The following is a 10123-nucleotide window of genomic DNA, read 5'->3' as shown; positions in this document are numbered from 1 at the left end:
GGAGCGACACACGAGGTTCGAACTCGTGACCTCAACCTTGGCAAGGTTGCGCTCTACCAACTGAGCTAGTGTCGCATCAACAACGTTTCCGCTGTTTAGGGCTGCGAATTATAAGAGCATTTTTTTGTGATGCAAGTCCTTCCTTCAAAAAAACTTTATTTTTTTACTGAACGACGAAAAAGCAATCAAAAGCGATATAAATTACAACAATTTGGATCGCAACCTTAACAGTTAAATCTTGAAAATAGTACCTCGATAGTACTTAAGTTCTGCGATGGACTCACGAATGTCGTCCAAGGCCAAATGTGTTCCCTGTTTTGTGAACCCATTTAGCACCTCAGGTTGCCAGCGACGTGCTAGTTCTTTAAGAGTACTAACGTCAACATATCGGTAATGGAAGAACTCTTCCAACTCAGGCATATGCTTGTATAAAAAGCGACGATCCTGCCCAATGCTGTTACCACATATTGGCGAAGCTCCTTTCGGCACCCATTTTTCTAAAAATTCAATGGTTTGTGCGACTGCGTCTTGTTCTGAGATTTGACTGTTTCGAACGCGCTCCACCAAACCGCTTGCCGTATGCGTATTAGTGCACCAGTCGTCCATTTTCGCCAGTTCTTCTTCCGGCTGATGAATCGCTAACACTGGACCTTCAGCCAAAATATTTAGTTCGCTATCTGTGACAATAGAAGCAATTTCGATGATTTTGTGCGTTTCAGGATCAAGCCCTGTCATCTCTAAATCAACCCAAATTAGGTTTTGATCGCTAAAGGACATGGTTACGCCGCCTATTTGTTTATCGATAAAAGAGGTACTATACCTCAAAATACGAGAAACACGATACTCATACACGGAGCCAAGAGTACGGCTCAACCATTTGAGTAAATTCACATAAAGTACAGAATTGTGGCAAAGAAGAAAAAGTTAACCAAAGGTCAGGTGCGACGCGTACGTAGCAACCAACAAAAGCGTTTGAAGAAGCAAGAAGAGTCCATCCAGTGGGATGAAAACATGCTAGGCGCCAGCAAGCAAGGTCTCGTGATCACTCGTTTTGGTCAGCACGCGGACATTGAAGACCTTGAAACAGGCGAAATTCAACGCTGTAACCTCCGCCGTGGTATTGAGTCTCTAGTATCTGGCGATCGTGTTTTATGGCGCGAAGGATTGGAGTCTATGGCGGGCATCTCTGGTGTTGTTGAGGCGGTAGAACCTCGCTCTTCAGTGCTCACTCGTCCAGATTATTACGATGGCCTAAAACCCGTTGCAGCCAATATTGATCAAATGGTCATTGTCTCTTCGGTATTACCAGAGCTATCGCTAAATATTATTGACCGCTATCTCGTTGCATCAGAAACACTGAATATTGCGCCATTGTTGGTCTTAAATAAGGTCGACCTTCTAGAAGCCGATGATCGTGCAATGTATGAAGAATGGCTCAAAGAATATGAACGTATTGGCTATAAAGTGCTTCTGGTCAGCAAGAAGTCTGGAGAAGGCATTGCTGAACTAGAAACCCTGCTGCGTGACCGAATTAATATCTTTGTTGGTCAATCAGGCGTAGGGAAATCCAGCTTAGTCAACGCGTTAATGCCGGAACTAGAGAGCGAAGTGGAAGAAGGCGAAGTCTCTGAGAACTCTGGCTTGGGCCAACACACCACGACGGCTGCACGTTTATACCACATTCCAACGGGTGGCGATTTGATCGACTCACCTGGAGTACGTGAATTTGGTCTTTGGCATTTGGAAGCAGAAGAAGTAACAAAAGCATTCGTTGAATTTCGACCATATTTAGGTGGTTGCAAGTTCCGAGATTGTAAACACAATGATGACCCAGGCTGCCTTCTACGTGAAGCTGTCGAGAACGGGGAAATTAACGAAACTCGCTTTGAAAACTATCATCGCATTTTGGAAAGCATGGTTGAAAATAAAGCAAATCGTCAGTATTCACGTAATAAAAAAGCCGATCTGTAATTGAGTTAAGGCTGTAACTGTGTAAAAAGTCTTCACCTAATACTGACAAGCAAATTAAATTTCAGTAACATCACGCGCCCTAAAGCGCGAATCTAACAGAAGTATCGGAATTAAAGATGGACAAGTTTAAAGTTGGACTGCAGTACTGGATCCCACAACACGGCCTCACTCGCCTAATGGGTAAACTGGCTTCAGCAAAAGCTGGCGGTCTAACAACAGCAGTTATTCGTTGGTTTATTAAACAATACAATGTGAATATGGATGAGGCAAAGCACTCAGATCCTAAGCATTTTAAAACGTTCAACGAGTTTTTCGTTCGTGAGCTAAAAGAAGGCGCACGCCCAATTTCTGAAGGCGAAAACGTCATCACTCATCCAGCCGACGCTTGTGTTAGCCAGTTTGGCCCTATTGAAGATGGTCAACTTATCCAAGCAAAAGGTCATCACTTCTCAGCACAAGAATTGCTGGGCGGTGACGCGAATTTAGCGGACGAATTTAAAGATGGTTCTTTTGCCACATTGTATCTATCTCCGCGCGATTACCACCGTGTACACATGCCATGTGACGGCACTCTGCGCCAAATGATTTACGTACCAGGTGACCTGTTCTCAGTAAACCCTCTGACAGCAGAAAACGTACCGAACCTATTTGCACGTAACGAGCGTGTGGTGTGTATCTTCGATACTGAGTTTGGTCCAATGGCACAGGTGCTTGTTGGTGCGACAATTGTTGGTAGCATTGAGCAAGTATGGGCTGGCACGATCACTCCGCCTCGTGGAAACACTGTCTACAAATGGGATTACCCAGCAGAGGGTGACAAGGCCGTGATCTTGAAAAAAGGCGAAGAGATGGGCCGCTTCAAACTGGGTTCTACTGTTATTAACCTGTTTGCCAAAGACGCGATTGAGTTTGACGCAAGCATGGAAAACGGTAAGCCAACCGTTATGGGCACACCTTACGCCTTGAAAAAATAAGTAAAACACCGTTAAAGAGCCCTTTATTAAGGGCTCTTTTTATTGATAAAAAGCAAAACTCCGTTCGAAATTTAGCCTCTATTTCTCAAACTCATACCTGCCTCTAAGACCCTCATTCCACAATCAATTATCCTGCACTTAGAATGAATATTTAGAGGGGCAGCCAATGCCAAAGATGAGTGTAAACACGTTGGCGAAATTGCTGGTGTGCTTTTTAATTCCGCTCGGTGTTTTGATGATGCCGATCGATGCTATTCCTATTGACGATCTCACTTTAATTCAGCATCGCCTGTTGGCTATTTTTCTTCTTGCTGCGCTACTTTGGGTTCTCGAGCCGGTTCCCGTTTTTGCTACGTCCATTCTTATTATCGCTCTTGAACTGATCATGATATCGGATAAAGGTTTGCATCTATTTCGCAATCCACCAGCAGGGCATGATTTAGGAGAGTTAATTGCTTACACCGATATTTTCTCGGCCTTCTCTTCACCGATCATTATTCTTTTTATGGGTGGTTTTGCTCTCGCGATTGCGGCTTCCAAATACGAGCTCGACAACAACCTCGCCCGAGTACTATTAAAACCATTCGGCACCCAACCTAAGTTCATCATGCTGGGCTTGATGTTAATTACCGCCGTTTTTTCAATGTTTATGTCCAATACTGCCACGACCGTGATGATGCTAGCCCTGCTTGGCCCCATCGTCGCTTCAGCACCTAAAGGGGATTTAGGCATTAAAGCACTGGTGTTGTGTATTCCAATTGCAGCGAATACAGGCGGCATTGCGACTCCGATAGGCACGCCACCTAATGCGATAGCGCTTCAATATCTCACTGGAGAAAACGCGATAGACTTCCTATCGTGGATGACAATGGGTCTACCCTTTGTGTTGGTACAACTCACTGTAGCTTGGTTCTTGTTGCAAAAGCTGTTTCCGTCTAGCGAACCAGAAATGAAACTAAAGCTAGATGGTACATTCAAAAAGAGCTGGCGTGCGATCGTCGTCTACATCACTTTTGCACTAACCATTTTGCTTTGGATGACAACGAAAGTGCATGGCATGAATACATATGTTGTCGCGATTATCCCACTAGCAGTGTTCACGTTAACGGGCATTATGGGAAAAGAAGAGCTCAAGCTAATTAACTGGGATGTTTTATGGCTGGTTGCCGGTGGTATAGCAATTGGTATTGCCTTAGACAAAACAGGCTTAGCCGAAGCATTAGCGCACGCTATTGATTACAGCCTGCTATCACCATTTGCCGTTGTTTTAGCCCTATCGGTAGTGTGCTGGTTAATGGCGAACTTTATGTCTAATACCGCAACGGCAAACTTATTGATGCCTATTGCTGCCGCTATTGGTACATCCATGCCAAGCCTTATTGCGGTTGGTGGCCTACAAGGTTTACTGGTTGTCGTCGCCTTCTCCGCATCACTTGGCATGATCTTACCGGTTTCCACACCACCAAACTCTTTGGCTTATTCAACAGGCCTCATCGAGAGCAAAGACATGGCGAAAGTAGGCCTGATTCTCGGTTTGATTGGTCTAATTATCGTGTATGGCGCAGTTTTGGTACTGTTTTAATCGAAGAGCTCCATGAAAAAGCGTGTTGTCATGGAGCTGCTCTCCAGCTACTGCCCTTACAGAGCGGCTTTTACATCCCATAAATTTCGTGCATATTAAGACTCCTCTACTCTACAAGGACGTCGACACATCATGGGTTACGAATGGCTTGCTTTATGCGCCGCTTTTCTGTGGGCAGTTTCTAGCCTAATTTCGGTCATTCCTGCACAACACCTAGGCGCATTTTCTTACAGCCGCTGGCGTATGGGCTGCACAGCCGTGATCTTATCAACAATGGCCTGGATAACTGGCGGCTGGTTAACGGTTTCTTGGGAACATGTAACGCCAATGATGGCCTCAGGACTGATTGGTATTTTTATTGGCGATACCGCTCTATTCGCGTGTTTGAATCGTATGGGGCCAAGACAAGCCGGGTTACTCTTCTCTTGCCACGCCGTGTTCTCTGCCATCTTGGGCTACTTCTTATTTAGCGAAGTCATGACCACAATAGAACTACTGGGCGCATCATTGGTATTTAGCGGCGTGGTGATGGCGATATTCTTTGGCCGAAGAGGTCAAGTGAATAACGTCTTGGAAGACATTAAAGGTAACATCTGGGTAGGTATTGGACTTGGCTTAACCGCAGCAATGTGCCAAGCATTGGGAGGCATTATCGCCAAGCCAGTAATGCAAACCAGTATTGACCCAGTTGCGGCTTCTGCTATTCGAATGATCAGTGCCTTTTTCGCCCACAGCATGTTGTTAGTTCTAGGGGTCAAAGTCGCTCGCTCGACGCAACACATTACTTGGCGCGTATTTGGTATTACTGCCCTTAATGGTTTCTTGGCGATGGCCGTCGGCATGACGCTAATCTTATACGCACTGCAAGAAGGAAATGTAGGTATGGTTGCACTTCTATCTTCAACCACGCCAATTATGTTGCTACCACTGCTCTGGATTTACACTAAACGCCGACCAAACCGATTTGCATGGTTGGGCGCTGCCCTAGCTGTGATTGGTGCGGGCATTTTGGTTCAGTAACCTTACAGACCAGCCCTTACTGCCAGATACAAAAAAGCCCGAGTTTAAACTCGGGCTTTTGTCATTCGGAGCCGTTAGTTAATTATTTAACTAATACTTCACCCGTCATTTCTGTTGGGATTTCTAGACCAGCTAGAGAAAGCATGGTTGGTGCAAGGTCAGACAGTTTACCGCCTTCTTTGAATTCAACCGCTTTGTCACCTACATAGATTAGAGGCACTGGTAGGTTAGTGTGAGCAGTGTGGATGCCGCCAGTTTCAGGGTCGATCATCATTTCTGCGTTACCGTGGTCCGCAGTGATCAATAGTTGACCGCCAACTTCTTTGATTGCTTCAACCACTTTACCCACACTTTCATCTAGAGCTTCGATTGCTTTCTCAGCCGCTTCATAAACGCCAGTGTGACCAACCATATCTGCATTCGGGTAGTTACAGATGATGGTATCGAACTTACCTGATTTGATAGCCGCAACCATCTTCTCTGTTAGTTCTGGAGAGCTCATTTCAGGCTGCATGTCGTACGTTGCAACTTTTGGAGAAGCAACCAATTGACGCTCTTCGCCTTCGAATTCGTTCTCAACACCACCGTTGAAGAAGAAAGTCACGTGTGCGTATTTCTCTGTTTCAGAGATACGTAGCTGAGTTTGACCTTGTTTAGATAGCCACTCACCGTAAGTGTTTTCTAGAGACGCAGGTGGGAATGCGATAGCTAGAGGGATATCAGCCGCGTATTGAGTCAGCATCACAAAGTTAATTGCTGGGAATGCTGCACGCTCAAAGCCGTCAAATGCAGGAACGAATGCACGAGTGATTTGACGTGCACGGTCAGCACGGTAGTTCATGAAGATAACCGCATCACCATCTTGCATGATTGCGTCTTCTTGACCTTCTGCTTTGATAGCTGTTGCTTTAACGAATTCGTCGTTTTCTTCACGAGCGTAAGCCGCTTCTAGACCTGCAACTGCCGTTTCTGCTGTGAACTCAGCTTTAGCTTGAGTTAGAAGATCGTAAGCAACTTGGACGCGATCCCAGTTGTTGTCACGGTCCATTGCGTAGTAACGACCTACTAGAGAAGCAACGCGGCCTTTACCTAGTTTCGCAAATAGGTCTTGGAAACGTTGTAGTGAGTTTTCAGCACTACGTGGTGGTGTGTCACGGCCGTCTAGGAAGCAGTGTAGGTAGATTTTCTCTGCGCCACGCGCCGCTGCCATTTCAACTGCAGCGTAAATGTGGTCTTCGTGAGAGTGAACACCGCCTGGAGACATCAGGCCCATGATGTGTACTGCTTTTTCAGCTTTCACAGCAGAGTCGATTGCTTCAACTAGCGCAGGCGTTTGTTCGAACTCACCATCAGCAATTGATTTAGTGATACGAGTCAGGTCTTGGTATACAACGCGGCCTGCACCAATGTTAGTGTGACCAACTTCAGAGTTACCCATTTGACCATCAGGAAGGCCAACATCCATGCCTGAAGCAGAGATTAATGTGTGTGGGTTATTCGCAATCAGAGCATCCATTACTGGTGTTTTCGCATTCGCAATTGCGTTACTTGCTGTGTCTTCACGGTAACCGTAACCGTCAAGGATAACTAGAGCCAGTGGCTTCTTAGCTGACATAGTGATGACCTCATCAAATTTAAGTAACTTTTGGCGTAGGGCCTCGCTGCCCTATCTAACCTTGAAACAAAACTAGCGTAATTTTACTACACTTTTTAACCAAAACTGTAGGTTAAGATCAAATAATGTTTGCGATTTATTGTTGCTATCTTACAAGTTAAGCGAACAACGAGTCAGTGCCGACAAACGTGTTCCACAAGCATAGTCATTCCTAATACGCTTTGTACACCCCAGTCTAAGTTCGGTTTTCTTACGCTTCTCATTCTTATTTTTGCACTTGAAACAGTGCTAATTTAAAGCAACATCAAACAAGATGGGTTAATACCTATTGTTCTCTTTTCTCAGTAAAACAGAAGTCACTTAGACCGATAAGTCCAATAGGCAAAAGCAATCAAGCTACCAGAGCGAAATGTACGGATAGTAAGGGCATAACGGGTTTATAGAGATCTCAATTATTCGTTAGAAAATTTTAACCCTCTCGCCTAAGAGCCGTAACCTCGCTATACTCCTGCTTTATTTTTCCGCCAACAGCGTAAGAGCTCAAGACATGCAAGAGTACATTGAATTTTTCCAACAGAACATGATTCTATCTTTGGTTTGGGTAGGTCTTCTTGTCGCCTTTATCATGAACATCGTGAAATCAGCGACAGCCGCATACAAAGAAATCAACGTAAACCAACTGACTCATCTTATGAACCGTGAAAACGGCGTTGTAGTGGATATCCGTACCAAAGACGAGTTCAAAAAAGGTCATATCACCGACTCACTTCACATTTTACCGTCAGACATCAAAGCGGGTAACTTGGGTAGCCTTGAAAACCACAAATCAGACCCAATCATTGTTGTATGTAAGACAGGACAGACCGCTCAAGAAAGCGCAAACCTACTAGTAAAAGCTGGCTTCGAAAACGTGAGCCTACTAAAAAATGGTTTGATTGCGTGGAACGAAGCGAACCTGCCGTTAGTTCGCGGTAAGAAGTAGGAACGTGGCAAGAACGAAAGTTCGCGTTTAAACGCGCTTTTACCAAGCCTCGCGGACAAAAAACTGAGCAAATTGAAAGCAGTTGGAGCACTAAGTTGTGACGCTTTGCACGTAATACACGCTTCATCTAGTCAAGGTAGATTGGCTCAGTTAGTCTCAGGACATACCAGTTTTCTGAGCTTAGACGTTTCTAGGCTCAACAAATATTGATTTAAGGATTAAAAAATGGCTGAAGCAGCACCTCAAGACGCACAACAAAACTTCGCAATTCAACGCATCTTCCTAAAAGACGTTTCTTTTGAAGCGCCGAACTCTCCAGTAATTTTCCAGAAAGAGTGGAACCCAGACGTTAAACTAGACCTAGACACTCAAAGCCGTGAGCTTGGTGAAGGCGTTTACGAAGTTGTTCTACGCCTAACCGTTACTGTGAAGAACGAAGAAGAGACTGCGTTCCTATGTGAAGTTCAACAAGGTGGTATCTTCACTGCTGAACAAATGGAAGCTGGTCAACTTGCACATTGCCTAGGCGCATTCTGCCCGAACATCCTATTCCCATACGCTCGTGAAACTATCTCAAGCCTAGTCGTTAAAGGTACGTTCCCTCAACTGAACCTAGCGCCAGTAAACTTTGACGCGCTATTCATGAACTACCTACAACAGCAAGCTCAACAAGGCGAAGCTGAAGCGTAATTCACGTTTTATAAGTGACGAATAGCCACAGTGCTGACGTCACCGACTCAAATAAAATGCACAGAGCGTCTACCATTCGATGCAATGTGCATTTTTTATTTCTGACAAAAGTTCCTAGTTCCTAATCGCCAGAAGGCGTAAAATTTGACGATTAGGAACTAGATTCTACTAGTAGCAAGACAATTAGGCGGTAGCATGACACAAGCAAATACAAACAATGCTTACGGTAAAGACATCGCAATGACTGTGATTGGCGCAGGCTCATACGGCACCTCTTTGGCAATTTCACTCGCTCGTAACGGCGCGAACGTTGTCCTTTGGGGACACGAGCCAGAGCACATGGCTCGCCTAGAAGCAGACCGAGCTAACCATGCCTTCTTACCAGGTGTTGATTTCCCTGAAAGCTTGATCATTGAATCGGATTTAGAAAAAGCCGTTCAAGCAAGCCGAGATTTGTTGGTTGTGGTTCCAAGCCATGTCTTTGGCATCGTGCTAAACAGCTGTAAACCATTCTTGCGCGAAGACTCTCGCATCTGTTGGGCAACCAAAGGGCTTGAACCTGAAACGGGGCGCCTGCTGAAAGACGTCGCTTATGACATTATCGGTGAAAACTACTCACTAGCAGTATTGTCTGGCCCAACGTTTGCGAAAGAGCTCGCAATGGGTATGCCGACTGCAATTTCAGTTGCGTCTCCAGATTCTGAATTTGTTGCGGATCTACAAGAAAAAATCCACTGTAGCAAAACCTTCCGCGTATACGCCAATAGTGACTTTATTGGTATGCAATTGGGCGGCGCTGTGAAAAACGTTATTGCGATTGGTGCAGGTATGTCTGATGGTATCGGTTTTGGCGCCAACGCCCGTACTGCATTAATTACTCGTGGCTTGGCTGAAATGAGTCGCCTTGGTGCTGCGCTGGGTGCACAGCCAGAAACCTTTATGGGCATGGCGGGTTTAGGCGATCTTGTCCTGACATGTACCGATAACCAATCACGTAACCGACGCTTTGGCTTGGCATTAGGCCAAGGTAAAGACGTTGATACGGCTCAAGAAAAAATTGGTCAAGTGGTTGAAGGTTACCGCAATACAAAAGAAGTATGGCTACTTTCTCAACGTATGGGTGTTGAGATGCCGATAGTTGATCAAATTTATCAAGTATTGTATCAAGGAAAAGATGCGCGCTTAGCAGCGCAAGATTTACTTGCTCGTGACAAAAAAGCCGAAGGAAAGTAGCAATCTACCGCCCTTTGCAGCTCATCTGAGAAAAATTGAAGTTGTCGGGTCACGGA

The 10123-nt window shown here is 45.3% G+C and carries 9 protein-coding genes and 1 tRNA gene; 7 read left to right on the top strand and 3 right to left on the bottom strand.

The annotated features are described in order from the left end of the window. Nucleotides 1–2 precede the first annotated feature (2 nt). Together R7F64_RS21780 and orn are read right to left on the bottom strand one after the other, a co-directional pair. Nucleotides 3–75, bottom strand: a tRNA-Gly gene (locus tag R7F64_RS21780). 156 nt (nucleotides 76–231) lie between these two features. Further along, nucleotides 232–777, bottom strand: a complete 546-nt coding sequence (gene orn / locus R7F64_RS21775) for an oligoribonuclease (RefSeq protein WP_017635574.1) — start codon at nucleotides 775–777, stop codon at nucleotides 232–234. A gap of 129 nt (nucleotides 778–906) precedes the next feature. Between orn and rsgA the strand changes: the two genes are divergently transcribed. From rsgA to R7F64_RS21755, 4 genes are all read left to right on the top strand, one after another. Beyond that, a complete protein-coding gene (rsgA, locus tag R7F64_RS21770; protein WP_025768798.1) occupies nucleotides 907–1971 on the top strand; it encodes a small ribosomal subunit biogenesis GTPase RsgA in 1065 nt (354 codons plus the stop codon). Nucleotides 1972–2087: 116 nt separating this feature from the next. Then, nucleotides 2088–2945 (top strand): archaetidylserine decarboxylase, encoded by an 858-nt coding sequence (gene asd, locus R7F64_RS21765; RefSeq protein ID WP_005381465.1) that lies wholly within the window; start codon nucleotides 2088–2090, stop codon nucleotides 2943–2945. Between the two features lie 166 nt (nucleotides 2946–3111). Continuing rightward, complete coding sequence (locus tag R7F64_RS21760) at nucleotides 3112–4527, top strand: SLC13 family permease (protein WP_053303033.1); 1416 nt, start codon at nucleotides 3112–3114, stop codon at nucleotides 4525–4527. Nucleotides 4528–4659: 132 nt separating this feature from the next. Beyond that, nucleotides 4660–5547: a DMT family transporter gene (locus tag R7F64_RS21755; RefSeq protein ID WP_005381469.1), complete on the top strand. Its 888-nt coding sequence runs from the start codon at nucleotides 4660–4662 to the stop codon at nucleotides 5545–5547. An 82-nt stretch (nucleotides 5548–5629) separates the two neighbouring features. Here R7F64_RS21755 and gpmM read toward each other — a convergent pair whose 3' ends face one another. Next, nucleotides 5630–7162, bottom strand: a complete 1533-nt coding sequence (gene gpmM / locus R7F64_RS21750) for a 2,3-bisphosphoglycerate-independent phosphoglycerate mutase (protein WP_318072075.1) — start codon at nucleotides 7160–7162, stop codon at nucleotides 5630–5632. 547 nt (nucleotides 7163–7709) lie between these two features. Between gpmM and R7F64_RS21745 the strand changes: the two genes are divergently transcribed. The 3 genes from R7F64_RS21745 (at nucleotide 7710) to gpsA (ending at nucleotide 10067) form a co-directional block, all read left to right on the top strand. After that, on the top strand, nucleotides 7710–8144 hold the full coding sequence (locus tag R7F64_RS21745; RefSeq protein ID WP_005386415.1) for a rhodanese-like domain-containing protein: 435 nt from the start codon (nucleotides 7710–7712) through the stop codon (nucleotides 8142–8144). 225 nt (nucleotides 8145–8369) lie between these two features. Further along, nucleotides 8370–8834, top strand: a complete 465-nt coding sequence (secB, locus tag R7F64_RS21740) for a protein-export chaperone SecB (RefSeq protein ID WP_005386410.1) — start codon at nucleotides 8370–8372, stop codon at nucleotides 8832–8834. Between the two features lie 195 nt (nucleotides 8835–9029). Then, nucleotides 9030–10067, top strand: a complete 1038-nt coding sequence (gpsA, locus tag R7F64_RS21735) for an NAD(P)H-dependent glycerol-3-phosphate dehydrogenase (RefSeq protein WP_064354380.1) — start codon at nucleotides 9030–9032, stop codon at nucleotides 10065–10067. Nucleotides 10068–10123 lie beyond the last annotated feature (56 nt).

This window comes from Vibrio sp. Vb1980 (assembly GCF_033338615.1).
Lineage (GTDB): Bacteria > Pseudomonadota > Gammaproteobacteria > Enterobacterales > Vibrionaceae > Vibrio > Vibrio alginolyticus.
The sequence above is the reverse complement of the archived record's forward strand: the minus strand, read 5'-3'. Positions and strand labels throughout refer to the sequence as shown.